Genomic DNA, 22,479 nt, shown 5'->3' with positions numbered 1-22,479 from the left:
AAGCAGGCAGTCTTCACACGCGGCAACTACCCGCAACGCTCACCGCTGCTCACCGCCGGCCGCAGGATCGCAACTCGTTATCACTGGTCACCCGAGCAGCAGTACCGGGCTTCGAACAGCCGGTCCGGTACTCGTCTCAGGACAACGGAGCGTCGTAGATGAGCAACAAGAGTAACGATGACCTGCAGCGCCAAGCCTCGGAAAACACCCTGGGTCTGAACCCGGTCATAGGCTTGCGCCGCAAGGATTTGCTGACTTCTGCCCGCATGGTGCTGCGCCAGGCCATCCGGCAACCGCTGCACAGCGCCAAGCACGTCGCGCACTTCGGCATGGAGCTGAAGGACGTGATCTTCGGTAAATCCAGCCTGCAGCCGGAAAGCGACGATCGTCGCTTCAACGATCCGGCCTGGAGCCAGAACCCTCTTTATCGCCGCTACCTGCAGACCTACCTGGCCTGGCGCAAGGAGCTGCATGACTGGGTCGGCGACAGCAGCATGTCCGAGACCGATATCAGCCGCGCCCATTTCGTCATCAACCTGATGACCGAAGCCATGGCACCGACCAACACCATGGCCAACCCGGCGGCGGTCAAGCGCTTCTTCGAGACCGGCGGCAAGAGCCTGCTCGACGGCCTGTCCAACCTGGCCAAGGACATGGTCAACAACGGCGGCATGCCGAGCCAGGTGAACATGGACGCCTTCGAGGTCGGCAAGAACCTCGGCACCAGCGAAGGCTCGGTGGTGTACCGCAACGACGTGCTGGAACTGATCCAGTACAGCCCGATCACCGAGCAGGTGCACGAGCGTCCCCTGCTGGTGGTGCCGCCGCAGATCAACAAGTTCTACGTCTTCGACCTCAGTCCGGAAAAGAGCCTGGCGCGCTTCTGCCTGCGCTCCACCCAGCAGACCTTCATCATCAGCTGGCGCAACCCGACCAAGGCACAACGCGAGTGGGGCCTGTCGACCTACATCGATGCGCTGAAGGAAGCGGTCGACGTGGTCCTGGCCATTACCGGCAGCGACGACCTGAACATGCTCGGTGCCTGCTCCGGCGGCATCACCTGCACCGCGCTGGTGGGCCACTACGCGGCGCTGGGCGAGCGCAAGGTCAACGCCCTGACCCTGCTGGTCAGCGTGCTGGACACCACCCTCGACACCCAGGTCGCCCTGTTCGTCGACGAGCAGACCCTCGAAGCGGCCAAGCGCCACTCCTACCAGGCCGGGGTCCTCGAAGGCCGCGACATGGCCAAGGTATTCGCCTGGATGCGCCCCAACGACCTGATCTGGAACTACTGGGTCAACAACTACCTGCTGGGCAACGAGCCGCCGGTGTTCGACATCCTGTTCTGGAACAACGACACCACGCGCCTGCCCGCAGCCTTCCACGGCGACCTGATCGAGATGTTCAAGAACAACCCGCTGACCCGGCCCAACGCCCTGGAAGTCTGCGGCACGCCGATCGACCTGAAGCAGGTCACCACCGACATCTTCTGCGTCGCCGGCACCGCCGACCACATCACGCCGTGGCAGTCCTGCTACAAATCGGCGCAGCTGTTTGGCGGCAACGTGGAGTTCCTGCTGTCCAACAGTGGACACATCCAGAGCATCCTCAACCCGCCGGGCAACCCCAAGGCGCGCTACATGACCAGCAAGGAAATGCCAGCCAACGCCAACGACTGGCAGGAAAACTCCAACAAGCACACCGACTCCTGGTGGCTGTACTGGCAGAACTGGCTGGGCGAGCGCTCCGGCGAGCTGAAGCCTGCGCCGGGCGTGCTGGGCAACAAGGCGTATCCGGCCGGCGAAATGTCACCGGGCACCTACGTCCACGAACGTTGAAACCACTGCGCCGCCGGCCTGACGCCGGCGGCGCGCCATTAGCCAACAGGGTCCGCGCATGCCGCAACCGTACATCTTCCGAACCGTCGACCTGGATGGCCAGACCCTCCGCACCGCGGTTCGCCCCGGCAAGCCGCACTTGACGCCGTTGCTGATCTTCAACGGTATCGGCGCCAACCTTGAGCTGGTCTTTCCCTTTATCCAGGCCCTGGACCCGGACCTCGAAGTCATCGCCTTCGACGTGCCCGGGGTCGGCGGTTCGTCGACGCCCAGGCACCCCTACCGCTTTCCCGGACTGGCCAAGCTGGCCGCGCGCATGCTCGATTACCTCGACTACGGCCAGGTCAACGCCATCGGCGTGTCCTGGGGCGGCGCCCTGGCCCAGCAGTTCGCCCACGACTATCCCGAGCGCTGCAAGAAGCTGGTGCTGGCCGCCACCGCCGCCGGCGCGGTGATGGTCCCGGGCAAGCCCAAGGTGCTGTGGATGATGGCCAGCCCGCGGCGCTACGTGCAGCCATCCCATGTGATCCGCATCGCCCCGCTGATCTACGGTGGTGCCTTCCGCCGCGATCCGGACCTGGCGCTGTCCCACGCCGCCAAGGTGCGTTCCGGCGGCAAGCTCGGCTACTACTGGCAGCTGTTCGCCGGTCTCGGCTGGACCAGCGCCCACTGGCTACACAAGATCCAGCAACCCACCCTGGTGCTGGCCGGTGACGACGACCCGCTGATTCCGCTGATAAACATGCGCTTCCTGGCTTGGCGAATTCCCAATGCCCAGCTACACATAATCGACGATGGACATTTGTTTCTGATTACCCGTGCCGAGGCCGTGGCGCCAATCATCATGAAGTTCCTCCAGGAGGAGCGCCAACGCGCCGTCATGCACCCTCGGCCCGCCCCGAGCGCCTGAACCGCACCTCATCGCCCGCACGTCCGGCAGGAACGCCGGAGTACGTGGGCGCATGGTCGAGGTGGAGTCGCTCATTTGCCCTGGTTCAGTTTGTCGATGGCTCGACGACGGAGTGTTGCCTGATGAAAGACAAACCCAAAGCGGTGGCCAGCAACCCCGCCACCACGATCAACATCCAGAACGCGATCACCGGCCTGAGGGGTCGCGACTTGGTCTCGACCCTGCGCAACGTCGGTCGCCATGGCCTGCGCCATCCGCTGTACACGGCGCGGCACATGCTCGAACTGGGTGGCCAGCTGGGCCGCGTGCTGCTCGGCGACACCCTGCACCAACCCAGCCAGCGCGACAGCCGCTTCAGCGACCCGGCCTGGAGCCTCAATCCGTTCTACCGGCGTGGCCTGCAGGCCTACCTGAGCTGGCAGAAACAGACCCGCCAGTGGATCGACGAAAGCCAGCTGGCCGAGGACGACCGCGCCCGCGCGCACTTCCTCTTCACCCTGCTCAACGATGCCGTGTCGCCGAGCAATACCCTGCTCAACCCCTTGGCGCTGAAGGAGCTGTTCAACTCCGGCGGGCTGAGCCTGGTGCGCGGTGTCGGCCACCTGCTCGACGACCTGCGCCACAACAACGGCATGCCGCGCCAGGTGGCCCGGGATGCCTTCGAGGTCGGCGGCAACCTCGCCACCACCCCGGGCGCGGTGGTGTTTCGCAACGAGCTGCTGGAGCTGATCCAGTACCGCTCGATGAGCGAGAAACAGTACGCCCGACCGATGCTCGTGGTACCGCCACAGATCAACAAGTTCTACATCTTCGACCTGAAGCCGACCAACAGCTACGTGCAGTACATGCTGAAGAGCGGCCTGCAGGTGTTCATGGTCAGCTGGCGCAACCCGGACCCGCGGCACCGCGAGTGGGGCCTGTCGAGCTATGTCAGCGCACTGGAAGAGGCACTGAACGCCTGCCGCTCCATCACGGGCAGCCGCGACGTCAACCTGATGGGCGCCTGCGCCGGCGGCCTGACCATGGCCGCGTTGCAAGGCCACCTGCAGGCCAAGCGGCAATTGCGCCGGGTGCACAGTGCCACCTACCTGGTCAGCCTGCTCGACAGCCAGATGGACAGCCCGGCCAGCCTGTTCGCCGACGAGCAGACCCTCGAAGCGGCCAAGCGCCGCTCCTATCAGCATGGCGTGCTGGATGGCGGCGAGATGAGCCGGGTGTTCGCCTGGATGCGCCCCAACGACCTGGTGTGGAACTACTTCATCAACAACTACCTGCTGGGCAAGACCCCGCCGCCGTTCGACATCCTCTACTGGAACAACGACAGCACGCGCCTGCCGGCGGCGCTGCACGGCGACCTGCTGGACTTCTTCAAGTACAACCCGCTGGCCCACGCGGCCGGGCTGGAGGTCTGCGGCACGCCGATCGACCTGCAGAAGATCACCGTCGACAGCTTCCACGTGGCCGGCCACAACGACCACATCACCCCATGGGACGCGGTGTATCGCTCGACCCTGCTGCTGGGGGGCGATCGACGCTTCGTGCTGTCCAACAGCGGCCACGTGCAGAGCATCATCAACCCGCCAGGCAATCCCAAGGCGCACTACGTGGCCAACCCCAAGCTGAGCAGCGACCCGCGGGCCTGGTACTACGACGCCGAGAAGACCGACGGCAGCTGGTGGCCGCTGTGGCTGGAGTGGATCCAGGCGCGCTCCGGCGCGCTGCGTGAAACCGGCACGACCCTGGGCAGCGCCAGCTACCCGGCCATGGAACCCGCACCCGGCCAATACGTGCTGGTGCGCTGATCAGAGGACTGGATGAAGACCCGCGACCGCATCCTCGAATGCGCCCTGCTGCTGTTCAACCAGCAGGGCGAGCCGAATGTCTCGACCCTGGAGATCGCCAACGAACTGGGCATCAGTCCCGGCAACCTGTACTACCACTTCCACGGCAAGGAACCGCTGGTGCTGGGCCTGTTCGAGCGCTTCGAGGAGGAACTGACACCGCTGCTCGACCCGCCGCTGGAGGTGCGCCTGGATGCCGAGGACTACTGGCTGTTCCTGCACCTGATCGTCGAGCGCATGGCGCAGTACCGCTTCCTGTTCCAGGACCTGTCGAACCTGACCGGGCGCCTGCCGAAGCTCGCGCGGGGCATGCGCACGCTGCTCAACTCGCTCAAGCGCACGCTCGCAGCGCTGCTCGCCAGTCTCAAGGCCCAGGGCCAGGTGACCAGCGATACCCGTGCACTGGGGCAACTGGTGGAGCAGATCACCCTGACGCTGTTGTTCTCGCTGGATTACCAGCGGGTGCTGGCGCGGGAGGCGGAAGTGGGTGTGGTGGTGTACCAGATCATGATGCTGGTGGCGCCGCACCTGGAGGCACCGTCGCGGCAGGCGGCGGAACAGCTGGCCCTGAGGTACCTGGAGGGCTGACCTGTGTCGCCTGTCAGGGCCTCATCGCTGGCAAGCCAGCTCCCACAGGGATTTCTGGCAGCCTGGGGAATGTAGTCCTCCTGACACACCTGAAGAGTCCTGGTCTGTGCAAAACCTTGTGGGAGCTGGCTTGCCAGCGATGAGGCCCGCAAGGACAAAACAAAACGCCCGGCACTGAGCCGGGCGTCTTGTTTCCAGCCGCCTGTGATCAGGACTGGCTGGTTGGTGCCGGTGCTGCTGCCGGAGTGGTCGGCGCCGGGGCGCTGCTGGCTGCTGGAGCAGCGCTCGCGGCCGGTGCTGCGCCATTGGCCGACGACGGTGCCAGCTTCAGCGCTTCCTGCTTGGGCGCCGCGGCTTTCTTCACCGCTGGTTTCTTCGCTGCTGCAGGCTTGGCCGCCGGTTTCGCGGCAGGCTTGGCGGCGGGCTTGGCAGCCGCCGGTTTCGCAGCCGGTTTGGCCGCTGCGGTCTTCGCAGCAGCCGGCTTGGCCGCTGGCTTGGCTGCAACAGGCTTGGCCGCTGCCGTCTTGGCTGCAGGCTTGGCCGCCGCGGTTTTCGCCGCCGGTTTGGCTGCAGGCTTCGCAGCGGGTTTCGCCGCTGGCTTGGCCGCAGCCGCCTTGGTCGCCGGAGCGCGCTTGGAGATCGGGGTCACCGAAGCGCCGGTGAGTTTCTCGATCTGCTTGGTCAGGGTATCGACTTGCTGATGCAGTGCCTTGATCTCGTTGCGGCTCGGCACGCCAAGACGCGAGATCGCGCTGTTCAGGCGCTTGTCGAATGCCTCTTCCAGCTCGCTCCACTTGCCCAGCGCGCGGTCCTTCACGTCAGTCACCCGCGAGGTGGCCGCCTTGGCGCCATCTTTCGCGGTGTCTTTCGCAGTGTCGACGCCTTTCTTGGCCTGCTTCTCGGCCTTTTCGCCATCCTTGACCAGGGTGTCGAACAGCTTGGGGCCGTCCTGGTCGATCTTCGAGTAGATACCCAGGCCAGCCAGCCAGATCTTGCGGGAATACTTTTCGATTCCCCCGATCCAGGAGCTGCCTTCTTTCTCAGTCGTCTTCTTGCCAGCCATCCCGCTCTCCTTATTGTTTGCCCGTAACGCGTTCGAGCAACGCCGTCAGCTCTTCGAGCTTGACAGAAAGTGCCTCCACGTCATGTTTAGACGGAATGCCGATGCGATTCAAGGCGCTGGCGACCCGCGCGTCGAAAGCCTTTTCGATTTTGTCGAGTTGAACTTCGACCTTGCCCTTGACGCTGAGCAGTTCGTCCTTCGCCGAATCGATCTCGCTGTTGGCGGCCTCGACTTCACGGTCGATGCGTTTCTTGCCGCGTTTCTCGACCTGTTCGCCCGCCTTGATCAGGTCCTTGACGTAATCGGCGCTCTCCTGGCCCACGCGGGCATAGGCCCCGAGACCGGCCAGCCAGATCTTGCGGGCATAGCCACGCACTTCACCCAGGCTGCTCTGAACGTCATCTTTTTTCTTCAGGATCGCTTTGGCCATGCTCTGTACCTCGCACTCATGAGGGAATGGAAGAACTACCCACGGATCGGGGATTGAGGGCCAAGGTACGGAGAAAAATTAGAATGGGCACCCTAAAGGGCATGGGCATCGATACAACCGGGAGCGAGCAGGCTCGCCCCCATGACTCAGGCCAGCGCCTTGTCCAGCGCGCGCTCGATCTCGGCCTTGATGGTGCCGCCCATCATCGACAGCATCATGCCCAGCTTCAGTTCGACGCGGATGGTGTCGTCGCCGATCTCCACGCTGCCGTTGGCACCGCTGCGCTTGACCTCGACACGGTCGCCTTTCCATTCGGCCTTGAGGTCGTACTGGCTGGACAGCTTCTCCACCAGTGCTTCGGCCTTCTGGCGGGCGGCTTCGCGGCCGAGACTGTGTTTACGTTCAACGCTGATCTGGGTCATTCATCAAGTCCTGGCTGCAAGGGCATACTCGCGCATTATGCCCCCGCCTCCAGCCGCGACAACCCCGCCAAAGACAAATGCAGCCGCACGCCCTAGAATGGCCAGTAATTTTTCCCGGTGAAGCGATATGAACGAGCAGCGCAAAGGCGATAACGCCGAACCCACCACTCATTTCGGCTACAAGAGCGTCCCGGAAAGCCAGAAGGCCGACAAGGTCGCCGAGGTCTTCCACTCGGTAGCCGCCAAGTACGACCTGATGAACGACGTGCTGTCCGGCGGCATGCACCGCCTGTGGAAACGCTTCGCCATCGAGCTGTCCGGTGTGCGCAGCGGTAACCGGGTCCTGGACATCGCCGGCGGCACCGGCGACCTGACCCGCAAGTTCTCCCACCTGGTCGGCCCCACCGGCCAGGTCGTGCTGGCCGACATCAACGCCTCGATGCTCAAGGTCGGCCGTGACCGCCTGCTCGACCTGGGTGTTGCCGGCAACGTCGAGTTCGTCCAGGCCGACGCGGAAAAGCTGCCGTTCCCGGACAACCATTTCGACTGCGTGACCATCGCCTTCGGCCTGCGCAACGTGACCCACAAGGACGAGGCCCTGCGCTCCATGCTGCGCGTCCTCAAGCCGGGCGGCCGCCTGCTGGTGCTGGAATTCTCCAAGCCGACCAGCAAGCTGATGTCCAAGGTCTACGACGCCTACTCCTTCGCCTTCATGCCGTTGGCCGGCAAGCTGATCACCAACGACTCGGAAAGCTACCGCTACCTGGCCGAATCGATCCGCATGCACCCCGACCAGGAAACCCTCAAGGCCATGATGGTCGACGCCGGCTTCGACCGCGTCACCTACCACAACATGACCAACGGCATCGTCGCCCTGCACCGCGGTATCAAGCCCTGATGCTGCTGGCCGGCCTTCTCGCCAGCGTCGAGCACGGCCTCAACCGTGTCCTGCGCCTGGACAGCACCGCGCTGCCGCGCCTGGCCCCGCTCGACGGCAAGGTAATCGCCATCGACTGCCGCCAGCCGGCCCTGCAACTGTTCGTCCTGCCCAGCGATGAAGGCCTGCTGCTGGCCAGCCAGTGGGCCACGGACGCCGACTGCACCCTGCGCGCCCCGGCCAGCAGCCTGGTGCAACTGGCCCTGAGCCAGGACAAGACCGCCGTGCTGCACAGCCCGCAGGTCGAGCTGGACGGCGACAGCACCGTGCTGCTGGACCTGGTCGGCGTGCTGCAGGACCTGGAGCTGGACTGGGAGTACGAAGTCTCCCGCTGGTTCGGCCCGGTAGCCACCCAGTTGCTCAGCGGCCACCTGCGCAGCCGCGCGCGCTGGACCCGGCAGAGCCTGGCCAGCCTGAGCCGCACCGCCTCCGAATACCTGGCCGAGGAATCCCGGACCCTGGTGGGCCTGCGCGAAGCCGAGGCCCGCTTCGGCGAGCTCGACAGCCTGAAACTCGACATTGAACGCCTTGAGGCGCGCATCGAGCGCCTTGCCCGATCCCTTGAATCCAGCGATAACGCATGAAGCTGCTTGCCGTCCGCCGTCTGTTGCGCATCCAGCGCGTCGTGATCCGCTACCGTCTCGATGACCTGCTGTTCGACCTGCCCCTTCCTTGGTGGCTGGCTTCGTTGCGGCTGCTCATGCCATGGCGCTGGCTGCCCCGGAAAAAGCTCGACCTGAGCCGCGGCGCGCGACTGCGCCTGGCCCTGCAGGACCTCGGGCCGATCTTCATCAAGTTCGGCCAGTTGCTCTCGACCCGCCGCGACCTGCTGCCGGCGGACATCGCCGACGAGCTGATGCTGCTGCAGGACCGCGTGCCGCCCTTCGATCCACAAAAGGCCGTGGCCCTGATCGAAGAGCAGCTCGGCGCCAGGGTCGGGGAAATCTTCTCGCGCTTCGACGTCGAGCCGCTGGCCTCGGCCTCGGTGGCTCAGGTTCACGCCGCACGCCTGAAGAGCGGCGAGGAAGTGGTGGTCAAGGTGGTGCGCCCGGGCCTCAAGCCGGTGATCGCCCAGGACCTGGCCTGGCTATTCCTCATCGCCCGCGGCGCCGAGCGGGTCTCCGCCGACGCCCGCCTGCTGCACCCGGTGGACGTGGTCAGCGACTACGAAAAGACCATCTACGACGAACTCGACCTGCTCCGCGAGGCGGCCAACGCCAGCCAGCTGCGGCGCAACTTCGAAGGCTCGGACATGATGTACGTGCCCCAGGTCTACTGGGACTGGTGCCGGCCCAAGGTACTGGTGATGGAGCGCATCTACGGCATCCAGGTCACCGACCTGGAAACCCTCGCCGACCAGCGCACCGACATGAAGATGCTGGCCGAGCGCGGCGTCGAGATCTTCTTCACCCAGGTGTTCCGCGACAGCTTCTTCCACGCCGACATGCACCCCGGCAACATCTTCGTCAGCACGGTCAAGCCGTGGAGCCCGCAGTACATCGCCATCGACTGCGGCATCGTCGGCAGCCTGACCCCGGAAGACCAGGACTACCTGGCACGCAACCTGTTCGCCTTCTTCAAGCGCGACTACCGTCGCGTGGCGCAGTTGCACATCGATTCCGGCTGGGTGCCGGCGCAGACCAAGCTCAACGAGTTCGAAGCGGCGATCCGCACCGTGTGCGAGCCGATCTTCGAAAAGCCGCTCAAGGACATCTCCTTCGGCCAGGTGCTCATGCGCCTGTTCCAGACTGCACGGCGCTTCAACATGGAAGTCCAGCCGCAACTCGTGCTGCTGCAGAAGACCTTGCTGAACATCGAGGGCCTGGGCCGCCAGTTGTATCCCGACCTCGACCTGTGGAGCACCGCGCAGCCGTTCCTGGAACGCTGGATGCGCGACCGGGTCAGCCCCAAGACACTGTTGCAGAACCTGCACAGCCAGGTCGAGCAAGTCCCGCACCTGGCCAACATGACCCGCGACCTGCTCGAACGCATGTCGCAGCCGCACCTGAGCGACCCTCCGGCGCCGTGGAAGCAGCAGGACCATTGGGCCCTGCGCCTGCTCGGTGCCGCCCTGCTCGGCGGTGGCGCGGTCCTCGCGACCGGTGCGGAGAACTTCGTCGCCACCAGCGTCTGGCCGGCCTGGCTGATGCTGGCGGCGGGGCTCTACCTGGTGGTTCGCCGATAGCCATGGACGCTGGCGGCTGGCACACTAGCCGCCGGCATCGGCGCGGGGCCGTGGCCTGAATTGGGAGTCGAACATGAAAGACTGGCTGGACGAGATCAAGTGGGACAGCAACGGCCTGGTACCGGCCATCGCCCAGGACCACAAGACCGGGCGCGTGCTGATGATGGCCTGGATGAACCGCGAGTCCCTGGCCCTGACCGCCGCCGAGCAGCGCGCCATCTACTGGTCGCGCTCCCGTGGCAAACTGTGGCGCAAGGGCGAGGAGTCCGGCCACGTGCAGAAACTGCATGAGCTGCGCCTGGACTGCGACGCCGACGTGATCATCCTGATGGTCGAGCAACTGGGCCACATCGCCTGCCACACCGGCCGCGAAAGCTGCTTCTACCGCGTCTTCGAAGACGGCCAGTGGAAGATCGTCGACCCGGTCCTGAAGGACCCGAACGCCATCTACAACGCAGGACACTGACATGAGCGACACCCTGGCCCGCCTGGCCGAAGTACTGGAAGCCCGCAAGGGCGCGGCCCCCGACAGCTCCTACGTGGCAAGCCTGTATCACAAGGGCCTGAACAAGATCCTGGAGAAGGTCGGCGAGGAGTCGGTCGAAACCATCATTGCCGCCAAGGACGCCGCCGTCAGCGGCGACTGCAGCGATGTCATCTATGAAACCGCCGACCTGTGGTTCCATAGCCTGGTCATGCTTTCAGCCCTGGGCCAGCACCCACAAGCCGTGCTGGACGAGCTGGAGCGCCGCTTCGGACTTTCGGGCCACGACGAAAAGGCCGCCCGCCAGCCATCGGCGTAACTGAATTCATTCGAGGAATCGCACCATGGGTATTTTTGACTGGAAACACTGGATCGTCCTGCTGGTCGTCGTGGTACTGGTGTTCGGCACCAAGAAGCTGAAGAACTTCGGCAGCGACCTGGGCGAGTCCATCAAGGGCTTCAAGAAGGCCATGAACGAAGACGAAAAGCCGGCGGAGCCAACCGCTCCCACCGCGCAACCGTCCCAGCCGGTCCCACCGCAGTCCGCCCCGCTGAACCAGCCGCACACCTATGACGGCGAGGTCCAGAAGGTCCAGGAACCTGCAAGGAAAGAGTGATCCCATGTTCGGCATCAGCTTCAGCGAGTTGCTGCTCGTCGGCCTGGTCGCCCTGGTGGTGCTCGGCCCCGAGCGCCTGCCCGGCGCGGCACGCACCGCCGGCTTGTGGATCGGGCGGCTCAAGCGCAGCTTCAATTCCATCAAGCAGGAAGTCGAACGCGAGATCGGCGCCGACGAGATTCGCCGGCAACTGCACAACGAGCACATTCTCTCGATGGAGCAGGAAGCCCGGCGCATCCTCAATCCACAGAGCGTGACCCCAGATCCGGCCACCACGCCGGGCAGCCAGCCCGTCGTCGAGCCCGCCCCCGTTGCGCAAGCCACGCCCGTGCCTCCCGTCGCGCCTGAGACAGCACCCGTCACCCCGCCGCCCACCGAACCGAGCCAACCGCCGCGAGCCCCATGAGCGAGATTCCGGAACACGACCAGCCCATGCCGCTGGTGTCGCACCTCACCGAACTGCGGACCCGCCTGCTGCGCTGCGTGGCGGCGGTCTTCCTGATCTTCGCCGGGCTGTTCTCCTTCGCCCAGCAGATCTACACCCTGGTCTCGGCGCCGCTGCGTGCGCACCTGCCGGCCAACGCAACGATGATCGCCACCGACGTGGCCTCGCCGTTCCTGACGCCGTTCAAGCTGACCATGATCGTCTCGCTGTTCCTGGCGATCCCGTTCATTCTCTACCAGATCTGGGGCTTCATCGCGCCGGGGCTGTACCGCCATGAAAAGCGCGTGGCCATTCCCCTGCTGGTCTCCAGCATCCTGTTGTTCTACGCCGGCATGGCCTTCGCCTACTTCCTGGTGTTCCCGCTGATCTTCGGTTTCTTCGCCAGCGCCACCCCCGAGGGCGTGTCGATGATGACCGACATCGCCAGCTACCTCGATTTCGTCATGACCCTGTTCTTCGCCTTCGGCGTGGCCTTCGAGATCCCGGTGGCCGTGGTGCTGCTGGTGTGGATCGGCGTGGTGGACGTGCAGTACCTGCGCAAGATCCGTCCGTACGTGATCATCGGCTGCTTCGTGGTCGGCATGATCCTCACCCCGCCGGACATCTTCTCGCAGACCCTGCTGGCCGTGCCGATGTGGATGCTGTTCGAGATCGGCGTGCTGTTCGGCGGCCTGGTGCGCAAGCGCAGCCAGGAACACGACAGCAGCAACGACACCCCTGACGACCAGCCGCCAGCGACCCAGGCGTGAACCTGCTGCTGCTCGAGGAGGCCGACTTCATCGCGGCCGACCGTGCGGTCCTGAGCGACCGCCGCTTTACCCACATGCAGGAAATCCATCGCGTCGCCGTGGGTGACAGCCTGCGGGTCGGCCGCCTCGGCGGCCTGATGGGCCAGGCCCGGGTCGAGCGCCTGGAGGGTCATGAGGCCGAGTTGTCGCTGAGCTTCGACCAAGCACCGCCGGCCAAGCTGCCGCTGACCCTGGTCCTCGCCCTGCCGCGGCCGAAGATGCTCCGCCGGGTGTTCCAGACCATCGCCACCATGGGCGTGGCCAGGCTGGTGCTGGTCAACAGCTATCGGGTGGAAAAGAGCTTCTGGCAAACCCCCTTCCTCGACCCCGACAACATCCGCGAGAACCTTATCCTCGGCCTGGAACAGGCCCGCGATACGGTGCTGCCGGAAGTCGTCATCGAAAAGCGCTTCAAGCCGTTCGTCGAAGACCGCCTGCCGGCCATCGCCGCCGGCACCCTCGGCCTGGTCGGCCACCCCGGCAACCATCCCCCCTGCCCGCGTGGCGTCGATACGCCGGTGACCCTGGCCATCGGTCCGGAAGGTGGCTGGATCCCCTACGAAGTCGACTTGTTGGGCAAGGCCGGCCTCAACCCCGTGCAGCTGGGCGATCGGATCCTGCGCGTGGAAACCGCTGTCACTGCGCTGCTTGCCCGCCTTTTCTGAGCCAATTCCCATACGGTCTATAAGACTATTGGCTAGCCCCCCAGCCCCGGATTAGACGCATTTGCCATCTTCAGTTTTGTAACGCCGGGCCGATTCAGGAAGACAGCATAAAAAATCTGCCTCGCCTGACAGAACCGGAGTTACCGCATGTACCGTTGGATGGCCCAGCACCTGGGGAATGTGAGCGTCAATCGCAAATTGGGAATCGGCTTCAGCATCGTCCTGCTGCTGACACTGGTCATCACTTTCACCGGCTGGCAAGGCCTTTCCGGCGTGATCAACCGGGGCGACAAGCTCGGCGAGATCTCCGAGGTGTACCAGGCCACCCAGACCCTGCGCATCGCCCGGCAAACCTACGAACACAATCGCGATGCCGCCTCCACGGCCCAGGTGGAAAAGGCCCTGGCGGCGCTGGACGCGACCCTGGAAAAGGTCCGCAAGCGCGTCAGCGAACCGCAGGACAGCCAGCGCCTGACCCAGCAAAGCCAGGCGGTACGCGCCTATGAAAGCGCCTTCGCCGACCTCAAGCGCGCCGCCGACGCCCGCGAGGCGGCTCGCGCCATCCTCGGCAGCAGCGCCGACAAGGCCGCCGCCCTGCTCGACCAGGTCCAGCAGGCGCTGTTGCAGAACGGCGATATCGTCGTGTTCAACAATGCCGTGGAGGCCGCCCGGCTCCTGCAGCAGGCACGCTTCCAGGTCCGCGGCTACACCTACAGCGGCAAGGACGAATACCAGGCCACTGCGCTGACTGCCATCGATGAAGCCCTGGCCCTGATCAAGGTACTCCCGGCAAAAGTCCCGGCGGAACATCAAGGCAACCTGTCCGCGGCGGGCGAAGCGCTCACGGCCTATCGTGGCGCTGTGGTCCAGGTCGGCACGGCCCAGGAATCCAGCGATAAATCCCTGGCCGAGATGGGCAAGCTGGGCACCCGCCTGCTCGACCTGAGCATGGAACTGACCCAGTCGCAGACCCAGCTTCGCGACAGCGAAACCCAGCATGCCAAGTCCATGCTCGGCCTGGCCACCCTGCTCGCCCTGCTCTTCGGCATCGTCGCCGCCTGGGCCATCACCCGGCAGATCGTCGTGCCGCTGCGCCACACCCTGACTGCCGTGGACCGCATCGCCAGCGGCGACCTCAGCCACGACCTCCTCGACCAGCGCCGCGACGAACTGGGCCAGTTGCAACGCAGCATGCAGCGCATGACCGTCAGCCTGCGCGAGCTGATCGGTGGTATAGGCGATGGCGTCACCCAGATCGCCAGCGCCGCCGAGGAACTGTCGGCGGTGACCGAGCAGACCAGCGCCGGGGTCAACAACCAGAAGGTCGAGACCGACCAGGTGGCCACCGCCATGAACGAAATGGCCGCCACCGTGCACGAAGTCGCGCGCAATGCCGAAGAAGCTTCCGAAGCGGCGAAGATGGCCGACAACCAGGCCCGCGAAGGTGATCGCGTGGTCGCCGAGGCGATTGCCCAGATCGAACGACTGGCCAAGGAAGTGGGCAACTCCAGCGAAGCCATGGGCAGGCTCAAGACCGAGAGCGACAAGATCGGCAGCGTACTGGACGTGATCAAGTCGGTGGCCGAGCAGACCAACCTGCTGGCCCTCAACGCCGCCATCGAAGCGGCCCGGGCCGGTGAAGCCGGACGGGGCTTTGCCGTGGTCGCCGATGAAGTGCGCAGCCTGGCCCAGCGCACGCAGCAATCCACCGAGGAAATCGAACAGCTGATCGCCGGGCTGCAAAGCGGCACCCAGCAGGTGGCCGCGGTGATGGACAACAGCCGTAGCCTGACCGACAACAGCGTGCAACTGACCCGCAGCGCCGGGGTGTCGCTGGAGACCATCACCAAAACCGTGTCGTCGATCCAGTCGATGAACCAGCAGATCGCGGCGGCGGCGGAGCAGCAGAGCGCGGTGGCGGAAGAGATCAACCGCAGCGTGATGAACGTGCGGGATGTGTCGGACCAGACGGCGTCGGCGAGTGAGGAGACAGCGGCGTCCAGCGTCGAGCTGGCGCGGTTGGGGACGCATTTGCAGGGGTTGGTGTCGAAGTTCCGGCTGTAACCCTGTGGGAGCGGGTTTACCCGCGATTGCAGCAGTGAATTCACTGACGCAATCGCGGGTGAACCCGCTCCCACAGGGTATGCGTCGCTCTTACAAGACCTGCCGCAGGAACGCCTGGGCCCGCAGGTCCTTCGGGGCAGTGAAGAACTGCTCCGGCGGCGAATCTTCCAGCAACTTGCCGTGATCGAAGAACAGCACCCGGTCCGCCACTTCCCGGGCGAAGCCCATTTCGTGGGTGACGCAGACCATGGTCATGCCTTCCTGGGCCAGGGTCTTCATCACATCCAGCACCTCGCCCACCATCTCCGGGTCCAGCGCCGAGGTCGGCTCGTCGAACAGCATCACCTTCGGATCCATCGCCAACGCCCGGGCGATCGCCACGCGCTGCTGCTGGCCACCGGACAGCCGCGACGGGTATTCATTGGCCTTCTGGCCAATCCCCACCTTCTCCAGCAGTGCCCTGGCCTTGGCCTCGCGCTCGGCCTTACCACGCTTGCGCACGACCTTCTGCGCCAGGCAAAGGTTCTCCAGCACGGTCATGTGCGGGAACAGGTTGAAATGCTGGAACACCATGCCGACTTCGCGGCGATAGGCGTTGATATCGGTCTTCGGGTCCGCCAGCTGCAAACCGTCGATGGCCACGCTGCCGGCATCGAACGATTCCAGGCCGTTCAGGCAGCGCAGGAAGGTCGACTTGCCCGAGCCGGACGGGCCAAGCACCACCAGCACCTCGCCACGGGCCACCTGGGTGGAAACGTTATCCACAGCCCGCACGACCATGCCGCGGGTGTCGAAGACTTTGGTCAGGTCACGGACTTCAATCACTTTGCGCAAGCCTCCGTTCCAGCCGGCTGGCGAAATGCGACAGCGGCAGGTTGATCAGCAGGTACAGCCCGGCGACGCAGAACCAGATCTCGAAGGTCGAGAACGAGGTGGTGATCGCTTCGCGGCCGCTCTTGGTCAGTTCGGTGATGGCGATCACCGAGACCAGCGAGGTGTCCTTGACCAGGCTGATGAATTGCCCGGCCAGCGGCGGCAGCACGCGCTTGAACGCCTGCGGCAGGACCACGTGGCGCATCGACTGGGCCGCATTGAGGCCCAGCGAACGCGCGGCCTCGCTCTGGCCCTTGGCGATGGACTGCACGCCGGCACGGACGATCTCGGCCACGTAGGCGCCGGTGAACAGGGCCAGTGCCGCCACCCCGGCGAACTCGCGGGACAGGTTGAGCACGGTGCCGATGAAGAAGTAGAAGATGAAGATCTGCACCAGCAGCGGCGTGCCGCGCACCAGTTCGACATACACCGTCGACAGGTCGCGCAGGGTCGGGTTGCTGGACAGCCGGCAGAGGCCGGCGAACAAGCCGATCAGCAGGCCGATGGCACCGGACGCCACGGAGATCCACACCGTGGTCCACAGGCCCCAGGCCAGCGGGCCGGCGGCCCAGTGGTGGGTCAGGCCGACCACGTCGCCTTCGGACACGTCATCACCCTTGGACAGCTGCAGGGTGCCCTGCTCGACTTCCACGACCTGCTCATTGCCGTCTTCGTCACGCAGGGTGACCCGCGCCGTGCCGCCTTGGCTGACGATGTCCTGCACCGTGCCATAGGCCGCCGCGCGATGGGCTTCCTCGGCCTGGTAGGCGAAGTACTGCGGTACCCGGTTCCAGCGCCACTCGTAGGAAATCATCGAGGTGGCGAAATACAGACTCAGCGCCAGTCCGACCAGGACCAGCGCGGTCAGCCCGTGCCAGGGCCACTGGGCTTTCTTGTGTTTGATCACGTGAGGCGTTCCGTAAATGAGAACGCGCAGGACATGCCTGCGCGTCGGGTTTCAAGCCTGGCGTGGAGCCGAGGGCCTTATTCCATGTCCTTCAGCCACTCTTTCTTCTTGAACCACTTGTCGTGGATTCGATCGTAGGTGCCGTCGTGCTTGATCTGGTGCAGGAAGTTGTTGATGAAGTTGATGCTGTCGTAGTCGCCCTTCTTCAGGCCGAACGCCAGTGGCTCATAGGTGAACGGCTCGTCCAGGTAGACCAGCTTGCCGTTGCCGACCTTCTCCACCGCGACGACGTTGTACGGCGCGTCATAGACGAAGGCATCGGCCTTGCCGTTGACCACGTCCATCACGCCTTCCTGCTCGTTGTCGTAGCCGTGGTACTGGGCCTTGCCGATCAGCTTCTTGGCAACCATCTCGCCGGTGGTGCCCAGCTTGGAGGTCAGGCGGTATTCAGCGGTGTTCAGGTCCTTGTACGACTTGACCTTGTCCGCCAGCTCCTTGCGGATCAGCAGGGTCTGGCCGACGACGATGAAGGGCTCGCTGAAGTTCAGCTTGAGGTTGCGCTCCTGGGTCAGGGTCATGCCGCTGCCGATCATGTCGAACTTGTTGGTCATCAGCGCCGGGATGATGCCGTCATAGGCGGTGGAGACCAGCTCCAGCTTGACGCCCATGGACTTGGCCATGGCCTTGAGGATGTCGACTTCGAAACCGATGATCTCGCCGCGCTTGTTGGTCATCTCGAACGGCATGTAGGTCGGGTCCATGCCCACCCGCAGGGTGCCGCGCTTGACCGCGTCATCGATCACGCCGGCCTGTGCGGTAGCGACCGCGACGGTGGCCGCGACGCCGGCCAGCAGCATCGACAGATACTTTTTGAACATCACCACTTCCCCCAAACAAGAAAACGCTCGAATTTTATTCTGTGCGCGAAATTTCCTACAGACATCGCGCAATAGTCGGGGTGGGATGCTAACGCATGAGCGGCACGGGACCTAGCGTCCGTGAAGACTTTGTTACTTATTGATACCAGAAACAACAACGGGGCGACTCATGTCGCCCCGTTGCGGGTCAGGCGTTGGCCAGGGCCGGTTGCAGGGCCGGCTCCGGGTGGAGCGGCAGCAGCGGCGAGTGCGGGTCGTTGGCGATCGACGCACGCCAGACGTCCAGCCAGGGCGCGTTGTGCTCGGCCCAGACGCTGTCGTGCAGGCGAGACAGCGCCACCGGGTCGCTCAACAGCGCCAGGCGGGTATTGCCGTCGAGCCCGGACGGGCCGACCTGCAGGGCCTTGGCGATGCGCTCGGCACGCAACGCCTCGATCGGCTCGGCGACACCATGGCGGGCAGTTGCCAGGGCACAGGCCAGGGCGTTCTGCTGCGGATCGACCACGGCCCGGACGAAACCGTCGTGCAGCGCGTGCCAGCGGTTTTCGTGGGTGTACTGGTCGGTGGCCAGCAGTTCCTGCGGGGTCGAGTATTCCTCGGGGATGAGGAACAGCTTCTCGTCCTTGGCACGCAGGCCCAGGTTGACCCGGCTGGAGATCACCGAGACCGGGATCGACAGGGTCAGCGAACCGACGATGGGCACCAGCCACCACAGGAAGCTCGGGTTCAGCCAGGCCACCAGCAGGGCCCAGGCCACGCCCAGCAGGGTCTGCGGACCATGGCGACGCACCGCTTCGCTCCACGGCGTGGAGTCGTCGTCACGCTGCGGCGAATTCCAGGTCGCGGCCCAGCCGAGGAACGCGGCGAGGACGAAGCGGGTGTGGAAGATCATACGCACCGGCGCCAGCAGCATGGAGAACAGCATCTCCAGGAGCATGGACATCGTGACCTTGATCCGGCCACCGTATTCCTTCGCGCCCTTGGCCCAGATCAGGATGACGCTGAGCAGTTTCGGCAGGAACAGCAGGACGATGGTGGTGGAGAACAGGGCGATGGCCTTCTCCGGATGCCACTGCGGCCACAGCGGGTACAGCTGCCGTGGTTCGAGGAAGTACTGCGGCTCCATCAGGGTGTTGGTCGCCAGCAGCGCCGTAGACAGCACCAGGAAGAAGAACCACAGCGGCGCCGACAGGTAGGACATCACCCCGGTGAGGAACACCGCGCGGTGTACCGGGTGCATGCCCTTGACCAGGAACAGGCGGAAGTTCATCAGGTTGCCGTGGCACCAGCGCCGGTCGCGCTTGAGCTCATCGAGCAGGTTCGGCGGCAGTTCTTCGTAGCTGCCCGGCAGGTCGTAGGCGATCCACACGCCCCAGCCGGCACGGCGCATCAGCGCGGCTTCGACGAAGTCGTGGGAGAGGATCGCACCGGCGAAGGCGCCCTTGCCCGGCAACGGCGCCAGGGCGCAGTGCTCGATGAAGGGCTTCATGCGGATGATCGCGTTGTGGCCCCAGTAGTGCGATTCGCCCAGCTGCCAGAAGTGCAGGCCGGCGGTGAACAGCGGGCCATACACGCGAGTGGCGAACTGCTGCATGCGCGCATACAGGGTGTCCATGCCCGAGGCCTTCGGCGCGGTCTGGATGATCCCCGCGTCGGGGTTGGCTTCCATCAAGCGCACCAGGCTGGTGAGGCATTCGCCGCTCATCACGCTGTCGGCGTCGAGCACCACCATGTAGCGGTAGTCGCTGCCCCAGCGGCGGCAGAAGTCGTCGAGGTTGCCGCTCTTGCGCTTCACGCGACGGCGGCGGCGGCGGTAGAAGATCCGCCCGAAGCCCTTGGCCTCGCGGCATACGTCCAGCCAGGCCTGTTGCTCGGCGACGGCGATGTCGGTGTCGTTGGTGTCGCTGAGGACGAAGAAGTCGAAACGGTCGAGGTCACCGGTGGCAGCCACCGACTCGAAGGTCGCGCGCAGGCCGGCGAACACCCGTGGCACGTCTTCGTTGCAGATCGGCATGACCAGCGCGGTACGCGCGCCCTTCTCGATCGGCTCGTTGCCGGCGCTGCTCCCGGAAATGCGGTACTTGTCGCGCCCGGTGAGCAGTTCAAGGAAGCCCATCAGCGCGGTCCAGAAGCCCGCTGAGACCCAGCAGAAGAGGATGCCGAAGAGAACCAGGATGCTGGTCTGCAACGCGTACGGCCAGACCTGGGCCGCGGTTTGCAGCAGCGGCTGGTTCAGGACCTCGTCAAGGTCGACGAACGACCAGCCTTGGTAAGGCAGGATGCCCTTCATGTACCAGCCGGCGACGAGGGTCTGGCCGATCATCAGCGCCAGCAGGATGTAGCGGCGCATCGAACCGACCCAGCGCCAGCGCGCGGCCGGCAGTTCGCGCTTCTCCGGGGCCGGCGCATTGGTGCGCCCGGTCATCCGGCGCCAGGCGCGAATGAGGATGTTGGTCCGCCACGGCTCGGGGATCACCCGGGTCCGGCGGATCGGCGGGGTCGCCTTGAGGCAGACCCGGCCGCTGGCGTCGAGGCCGAGCATCTCGGCCTCTTCCATGTCGGTGGCGCTGAGCAGGTTCAGGCGGCCGCCGACCGAGCCCTGGGCAGGCTCGGCGGCAGCGCCCGACTGTGCGGACAGGCGCTGGTGCAGCTCGCTGAACGAGGAGCAGTCAGCCAGTTCGGCGCGCTGCTCGTCGCTCAGAGGTAGATGGGCCAGGTATTCGGCAAGCGATTCTGGCCGTGCGCAAGAGTTACTCATCGGCTGGCAACTGATAGCTCCAGGTCTCGGTCAGCACCTGTTCGGTGGTGGCCGGGGCCTCGGTGGTGGGCGCCGCTTCGGCGGCTGGCTGTTCGGCTGGCGCTTCGGCTTTCGCGGTTTTGGCGGCGGCCTTGTCGTGCTTCGCAGGTTTTTCCTGTTTCTCTTGCTTGGCAGGTTCGGCCTTGACCGGCTCGACCGGTACGTCGCGAACCAGGGCGGCGCGCATTTCCACAGCCTTGCCCGGATCCTTGACCTTCATCCGCAGGGTCAGGCGCCAGCCCTTGATCTCAGGGTTGTAGCGCAGGTTGTTTTCCACCACCTCGGCGTTGTCGCCGACGCTGATCTGGCTGCGTACCGCGGTGTCTTCCGGCAGCTTGGCCAGGGCCGGGCCTTCGAAGTCGACCAGGAACGCAACGCTGCCGTCCGGCTGGCGGATCAGGTTGGATTGCTTGACGTCGCCGGTGGAACGCATGGTCTGCTTGACCCAGCCGAGGTCCGGCGAGTGGAAGGCCGACTCGTCCATGGTCCAGTGCAGGCGGTATTCGTATTCGATCGGGGTGCCTGGTTCCGGCAGTTTCTCCGGGCTCCAGAAGGCCACGATGTTGTCGTTGGTCTCGTCGGCGGTGGGGATCTCCACCAGGTCGACGGTGCCCTTGCCCCAGTCGCCCTTCGGCTCGATCCAGGTGCTCGGACGCTTCTGGTAGTTGTCATCCAGGTCTTCGAAGAAGCTGAAGTCGCGGTTGCGCTGCAGCAGACCGAAGCCGCGCGGGTTTTCCACGCTGAAGTTGCTCACGGCCAGGTGTTTCGGGTTGTTCAGCGGACGCCACAGCCACTCGCCGTTGCCGGCGTGGATCGACAAGCCTTCGGAGTCGTGCAGCGACGGACGGTAGTTCGGCACGCGGGACGGCTGGTTGCTGCCGAACAGGTACATGCTGGTCAGCGGGGCGATGCCCAGGCGGCTGACGTGGTCACGCAGGAACACCTTGGACTGCACGTCGACGATGGTGTCGGAACCCGGACGCAGGATCAGCTTGTAGGCGCCGGTGGAGCGCGGCGAGTCCAGCAGGGCGTAGATCACCAAGTGCTTGTCGCCGGCGTTCGGGCGTTCGACCCAGAACTCGGTGAAGCGCGGGAATTCCTCGCCGGACGGCAGCGCGGTGTCGATGGCCAGGCCACGGGCGGACAGGCCATAGACCTGGCCCTTGCCGACCACGCGGAAATAGCTGGCGCCGAGCAGGGTCATGATCTCGTCCTGCTTGTCCGCCTTGTTGATCGGATAGAGGACGCGGAAACCGGCGTAGCCCAGTTTCTCGGTGGCCTTGGCATCGAACTGCAGGTCGCCGAAGTCGAAGCGGCTCGGGTCGTACTTGATCTCTTCGACGGTGGTGGCGGTGACTTCGTTGATCTTCACCGGCGTGTCGAAGTGCATGCCCTGGTGATAGAACGACAGCTCGAACGGGGTTTTCTCCCCGGCCCACTCGGCTTTTTCAGCGCGGAAGTGGATCTTCTGGTAGTCGCCGAACTTCATGTCGCGGAAGACGGCCGGCAGGTTGCTTTTCGGTGCTTCGTACTTCTGTCCGGCCAGGTCCTTCGCCTTGGCCGCTACGTCGTCAAGGTTGAACGCCCAAAGCTGGCCGGCGCTGAGCAGGCAGACCAGTGCCGAACCGGCGAGCAGGGCCTTGCGCAACCGACTGGCAGGCGTTCTTGGAGCATCAAAGGGACTAACAATCACGAGCAACCCTCGCCGAAAACAGATCTAAAGAACCAACGGCCAGCGACACATGCC

22 protein-coding genes and 1 pseudogene are annotated in these 22,479 nt (G+C 64.9%); 15 read left to right on the top strand and 8 right to left on the bottom strand.

What is annotated here, in order from left to right; all coding sequences use genetic code 11:
- The first annotated feature begins 158 nt into the window (after positions 1-158).
- The 4 genes from phaC (V0R59_RS19750) to V0R59_RS19735 all read left to right on the top strand — a co-directional run bounded on the left by phaC (V0R59_RS19750) (position 159) and on the right by V0R59_RS19735 (position 5,177).
- A complete protein-coding gene (gene phaC, locus V0R59_RS19750) occupies positions 159-1,838 on the top strand; it encodes a class II poly(R)-hydroxyalkanoic acid synthase (protein WP_330076061.1) in 1,680 nt (559 codons plus the stop codon).
- Positions 1,839-1,896: 58 nt separating this feature from the next.
- Positions 1,897-2,748: a poly(3-hydroxyalkanoate) depolymerase gene (gene phaZ, locus V0R59_RS19745; RefSeq protein ID WP_330076060.1), complete on the top strand. Its 852-nt coding sequence runs from the start codon at positions 1,897-1,899 to the stop codon at positions 2,746-2,748.
- Positions 2,749-2,870: 122 nt separating this feature from the next.
- On the top strand, positions 2,871-4,550 hold the full coding sequence (phaC, locus tag V0R59_RS19740) for a class II poly(R)-hydroxyalkanoic acid synthase (protein ID WP_330076059.1): 1,680 nt from the start codon (positions 2,871-2,873) through the stop codon (positions 4,548-4,550).
- A 12-nt stretch (positions 4,551-4,562) separates the two neighbouring features.
- Entirely contained in the window at positions 4,563-5,177 is a 615-nt protein-coding gene (locus tag V0R59_RS19735) for a TetR/AcrR family transcriptional regulator (RefSeq protein ID WP_330076058.1), read from the top strand.
- A gap of 208 nt (positions 5,178-5,385) precedes the next feature.
- Here V0R59_RS19735 and V0R59_RS19730 read toward each other — a convergent pair whose 3' ends face one another.
- The 3 genes from V0R59_RS19730 to V0R59_RS19720 form a co-directional block, all read right to left on the bottom strand.
- Positions 5,386-6,240: a phasin family protein gene (locus V0R59_RS19730; protein ID WP_330076057.1), complete on the bottom strand. Its 855-nt coding sequence runs from the start codon at positions 6,238-6,240 to the stop codon at positions 5,386-5,388.
- A 10-nt stretch (positions 6,241-6,250) separates the two neighbouring features.
- Entirely contained in the window at positions 6,251-6,670 is a 420-nt protein-coding gene (locus V0R59_RS19725) for a phasin family protein (RefSeq protein ID WP_330076056.1), read from the bottom strand.
- A 146-nt stretch (positions 6,671-6,816) separates the two neighbouring features.
- The gene (locus tag V0R59_RS19720; protein ID WP_330076055.1) at positions 6,817-7,092 is read right to left on the bottom strand and encodes a polyhydroxyalkanoic acid system family protein; all 276 of its coding nucleotides are present in this window, start codon (positions 7,090-7,092) and stop codon (positions 6,817-6,819) included.
- 127 nt (positions 7,093-7,219) lie between these two features.
- On the opposite strand from V0R59_RS19720, the gene ubiE reads away from it, so the two are divergent.
- From ubiE to V0R59_RS32010, 11 genes and pseudogenes are all read left to right on the top strand, one after another.
- Positions 7,220-7,990: a bifunctional demethylmenaquinone methyltransferase/2-methoxy-6-polyprenyl-1,4-benzoquinol methylase UbiE gene (gene ubiE / locus V0R59_RS19715; RefSeq protein WP_330076054.1), complete on the top strand. Its 771-nt coding sequence runs from the start codon at positions 7,220-7,222 to the stop codon at positions 7,988-7,990.
- On the top strand, positions 7,990-8,613 hold the full coding sequence (locus tag V0R59_RS19710) for a ubiquinone biosynthesis accessory factor UbiJ (protein WP_330076053.1): 624 nt from the start codon (positions 7,990-7,992) through the stop codon (positions 8,611-8,613). The genes ubiE and V0R59_RS19710 overlap by 1 nt, the downstream gene beginning before the upstream one ends.
- On the top strand, positions 8,610-10,214 hold the full coding sequence (gene ubiB, locus V0R59_RS19705; protein ID WP_330076052.1) for a ubiquinone biosynthesis regulatory protein kinase UbiB: 1,605 nt from the start codon (positions 8,610-8,612) through the stop codon (positions 10,212-10,214). Before V0R59_RS19710 ends, ubiB begins: the two co-directional genes overlap by 4 nt.
- Before the next feature lie 73 nt (positions 10,215-10,287).
- On the top strand, positions 10,288-10,680 hold the full coding sequence (hisI, locus tag V0R59_RS19700; protein ID WP_330076051.1) for a phosphoribosyl-AMP cyclohydrolase: 393 nt from the start codon (positions 10,288-10,290) through the stop codon (positions 10,678-10,680).
- Position 10,681: 1 nt separating this feature from the next.
- On the top strand, positions 10,682-11,017 hold the full coding sequence (locus V0R59_RS19695; RefSeq protein WP_330076050.1) for a phosphoribosyl-ATP diphosphatase: 336 nt from the start codon (positions 10,682-10,684) through the stop codon (positions 11,015-11,017).
- A gap of 25 nt (positions 11,018-11,042) precedes the next feature.
- Positions 11,043-11,315, top strand: coding sequence for a twin-arginine translocase TatA/TatE family subunit (locus V0R59_RS19690; protein ID WP_330076049.1), 273 nt, complete (start codon positions 11,043-11,045; stop codon positions 11,313-11,315).
- Positions 11,316-11,319: 4 nt separating this feature from the next.
- Entirely contained in the window at positions 11,320-11,721 is a 402-nt protein-coding gene (gene tatB / locus V0R59_RS19685) for a Sec-independent protein translocase protein TatB (protein ID WP_330076048.1), read from the top strand.
- Entirely contained in the window at positions 11,718-12,509 is a 792-nt protein-coding gene (gene tatC / locus V0R59_RS19680; protein ID WP_330076047.1) for a twin-arginine translocase subunit TatC, read from the top strand. The genes tatB and tatC overlap by 4 nt, the downstream gene beginning before the upstream one ends.
- Entirely contained in the window at positions 12,506-13,213 is a 708-nt protein-coding gene (locus tag V0R59_RS19675; protein WP_330076046.1) for a 16S rRNA (uracil(1498)-N(3))-methyltransferase, read from the top strand. Before tatC ends, V0R59_RS19675 begins: the two co-directional genes overlap by 4 nt.
- Positions 13,214-13,360: 147 nt before the next feature.
- A pseudogene (locus V0R59_RS32015) lies at positions 13,361-14,422 on the top strand (methyl-accepting chemotaxis protein); the annotation flags it as partial.
- On the top strand, positions 14,405-15,277 hold the full coding sequence (locus V0R59_RS32010) for a methyl-accepting chemotaxis protein (protein ID WP_375547393.1): 873 nt from the start codon (positions 14,405-14,407) through the stop codon (positions 15,275-15,277). The pseudogene V0R59_RS32015 and the gene V0R59_RS32010, both read left to right, overlap by 18 nt.
- A gap of 90 nt (positions 15,278-15,367) precedes the next feature.
- Here V0R59_RS32010 and V0R59_RS19665 read toward each other — a convergent pair whose 3' ends face one another.
- The 5 genes from V0R59_RS19665 to V0R59_RS19645 all read right to left on the bottom strand — a co-directional run bounded on the left by V0R59_RS19665 (position 15,368) and on the right by V0R59_RS19645 (position 22,425).
- Positions 15,368-16,102, bottom strand: a complete 735-nt coding sequence (locus V0R59_RS19665) for an amino acid ABC transporter ATP-binding protein (protein ID WP_330076092.1) — start codon at positions 16,100-16,102, stop codon at positions 15,368-15,370.
- The gene (locus V0R59_RS19660; protein WP_330076044.1) at positions 16,095-17,057 is read right to left on the bottom strand and encodes an amino acid ABC transporter permease; all 963 of its coding nucleotides are present in this window, start codon (positions 17,055-17,057) and stop codon (positions 16,095-16,097) included. The genes V0R59_RS19665 and V0R59_RS19660 overlap by 8 nt, the downstream gene beginning before the upstream one ends.
- A gap of 77 nt (positions 17,058-17,134) precedes the next feature.
- On the bottom strand, positions 17,135-17,935 hold the full coding sequence (locus V0R59_RS19655) for a transporter substrate-binding domain-containing protein (RefSeq protein ID WP_330076043.1): 801 nt from the start codon (positions 17,933-17,935) through the stop codon (positions 17,135-17,137).
- Positions 17,936-18,122: 187 nt separating this feature from the next.
- Complete coding sequence (mdoH, locus tag V0R59_RS19650) at positions 18,123-20,693, bottom strand: glucans biosynthesis glucosyltransferase MdoH (protein ID WP_330076042.1); 2,571 nt, start codon at positions 20,691-20,693, stop codon at positions 18,123-18,125.
- Positions 20,686-22,425 carry a glucan biosynthesis protein G gene (locus tag V0R59_RS19645; protein ID WP_330076041.1) on the bottom strand — a complete coding sequence of 580 codons (1,740 nt, stop codon included), beginning with the start codon at positions 22,423-22,425 and terminating at the stop codon, positions 20,686-20,688. Before V0R59_RS19645 ends, mdoH begins: the two co-directional genes overlap by 8 nt.
- Between the last annotated feature and the right edge of the window lie 54 nt (positions 22,426-22,479).

Origin of the sequence: Pseudomonas ulcerans (assembly GCF_036324125.1) — a bacterium.
GTDB lineage: Bacteria > Pseudomonadota > Gammaproteobacteria > Pseudomonadales > Pseudomonadaceae > Aquipseudomonas > Aquipseudomonas ulcerans.
The sequence above is the reverse complement of the archived record's forward strand: the minus strand, read 5'-3'. Positions and strand labels throughout refer to the sequence as shown.

Excerpts from the sequence above, each read along its gene's own strand:
- phaC (WP_330076061.1), top strand. The coding sequence starts at position 159 with ATGAGCAACAAGAGTAACGATGACCTGCAGCGCCAAGCCTCGGAAAAC.
- phaZ (WP_330076060.1), top strand. The coding sequence starts at position 1,897 with ATGCCGCAACCGTACATCTTCCGAACCGTCGACCTGGATGGCCAGACC.
- phaC (WP_330076059.1), top strand. The coding sequence starts at position 2,871 with ATGAAAGACAAACCCAAAGCGGTGGCCAGCAACCCCGCCACCACGATC.
- V0R59_RS19735 (WP_330076058.1), top strand. The coding sequence starts at position 4,563 with ATGAAGACCCGCGACCGCATCCTCGAATGCGCCCTGCTGCTGTTCAAC.
- V0R59_RS19730 (WP_330076057.1), bottom strand. The coding sequence starts at position 6,240 with ATGGCTGGCAAGAAGACGACTGAGAAAGAAGGCAGCTCCTGGATCGGG.
- V0R59_RS19725 (WP_330076056.1), bottom strand. The coding sequence starts at position 6,670 with ATGGCCAAAGCGATCCTGAAGAAAAAAGATGACGTTCAGAGCAGCCTG.
- V0R59_RS19720 (WP_330076055.1), bottom strand. The coding sequence starts at position 7,092 with ATGACCCAGATCAGCGTTGAACGTAAACACAGTCTCGGCCGCGAAGCC.
- ubiE (WP_330076054.1), top strand. The coding sequence starts at position 7,220 with ATGAACGAGCAGCGCAAAGGCGATAACGCCGAACCCACCACTCATTTC.
- V0R59_RS19710 (WP_330076053.1), top strand. The coding sequence starts at position 7,990 with ATGCTGCTGGCCGGCCTTCTCGCCAGCGTCGAGCACGGCCTCAACCGT.
- ubiB (WP_330076052.1), top strand. The coding sequence starts at position 8,610 with ATGAAGCTGCTTGCCGTCCGCCGTCTGTTGCGCATCCAGCGCGTCGTG.
- hisI (WP_330076051.1), top strand. The coding sequence starts at position 10,288 with ATGAAAGACTGGCTGGACGAGATCAAGTGGGACAGCAACGGCCTGGTA.
- V0R59_RS19695 (WP_330076050.1), top strand. The coding sequence starts at position 10,682 with ATGAGCGACACCCTGGCCCGCCTGGCCGAAGTACTGGAAGCCCGCAAG.
- V0R59_RS19690 (WP_330076049.1), top strand. The coding sequence starts at position 11,043 with ATGGGTATTTTTGACTGGAAACACTGGATCGTCCTGCTGGTCGTCGTG.
- tatB (WP_330076048.1), top strand. The coding sequence starts at position 11,320 with ATGTTCGGCATCAGCTTCAGCGAGTTGCTGCTCGTCGGCCTGGTCGCC.
- tatC (WP_330076047.1), top strand. The coding sequence starts at position 11,718 with ATGAGCGAGATTCCGGAACACGACCAGCCCATGCCGCTGGTGTCGCAC.
- V0R59_RS32010 (WP_375547393.1), top strand. The coding sequence starts at position 14,405 with ATGCAGCGCATGACCGTCAGCCTGCGCGAGCTGATCGGTGGTATAGGC.
- V0R59_RS19655 (WP_330076043.1), bottom strand. The coding sequence starts at position 17,935 with ATGTTCAAAAAGTATCTGTCGATGCTGCTGGCCGGCGTCGCGGCCACC.
- mdoH (WP_330076042.1), bottom strand. The coding sequence starts at position 20,693 with ATGAGTAACTCTTGCGCACGGCCAGAATCGCTTGCCGAATACCTGGCC.